2 protein-coding genes and 1 pseudogene are annotated in these 845 nt (G+C 63.6%); 2 read left to right on the top strand and 1 reads right to left on the bottom strand.

Features of this window, described 5'->3' with window-relative positions; genetic code table 11:
- Positions 1-190: pseudogene (locus CCN72_RS41595) on the bottom strand (aldehyde dehydrogenase family protein); the annotation flags it as partial.
- A 143-nt stretch (positions 191-333) separates the two neighbouring features.
- Here CCN72_RS41595 and CCN72_RS36090 point away from each other — a divergent pair.
- Positions 334-642, top strand: a complete 309-nt coding sequence (locus CCN72_RS36090) for an acyl carrier protein (RefSeq protein WP_233360063.1) — start codon at positions 334-336, stop codon at positions 640-642.
- A gap of 11 nt (positions 643-653) precedes the next feature.
- Positions 654-845, top strand: a 192-nt coding sequence (locus tag CCN72_RS36095) for a beta-ketoacyl synthase N-terminal-like domain-containing protein (RefSeq protein ID WP_143664328.1), incomplete at its 3' end; no start/stop codon positions are given.

An 845-nucleotide genomic window follows, 5' to 3' on the forward strand; every position in this document is an offset into this window, starting at 1 on the left:
CGGACTCCGGGTCCTGTTCGAGGGAGCGCTTCAGGCTCACGCTGGTGAACACGTCTTCCAGCAGCGAACGCCCGCTGACGGTGTACACCCAGCCGTCGCCGGCGACGTCCTTGCCCGCGATGTAGAGGTCGTAACTCTTCAATCCGGAAGGTGCCTCAGCACTCTCCTCCTGCGCGGCTTCGCGAAGCATCTTCAGCCTTTCGGATATGGCGTGTGGATTTCTTGAAGCAATGCGAGCGTGACAGCGGAATCTGATCCGGCGCTGACACCCGACTGATCCAGCCAACCCGCCCCACCCCGGCCGTCAGTGGGGCGTCAGCCGCCGCTGCTTGCATGAGGCGCATGTCACCCGTCGACAGCACCATCCAGCGGCTACGTGATCTGCCGCGCAGTGAACTGACCGAGGAAATCGAGACAATCGTCCTCAAGAAATTCAAGGTCGTTCTTCTCATGGACGATTCCGAGGACCTCCCCGTCGACGTCTCCTACTTCGACCTCGGGCTCACCTCGCTGCGCCTGACCGAGATACGCCAGAGCCTGGAACAGCTCCTGGATCTGTCGATCAACGTCAACGTGCTCTTCAACGAGCCGACCATCACCCACCTCGTCGACCACCTGACCCAGGCCGTCCAGGAAGTTTGAGGAGTCGTTCCATGCCGCGTACGGAATCAGCGCAGGCGCCCGAGCCGGTAGCGATCGTCGGAATCGGTCTGCGGTTCCCCGGCGGCAGCGGCTCGCCCGACGAGTTCGACGCCTTTCTGCGCGAGGGCCGCAGTGGAATCCGCCCCATCCCCACCGACCGCTGGGACGTCGAGGCGTTCACCCCTGAGGGGCCCGACGACAAG

Source organism: Streptomyces murinus (assembly GCF_002154555.1).
Classification (GTDB): domain Bacteria; phylum Actinomycetota; class Actinomycetes; order Streptomycetales; family Streptomycetaceae; genus Streptomyces; species Streptomyces murinus.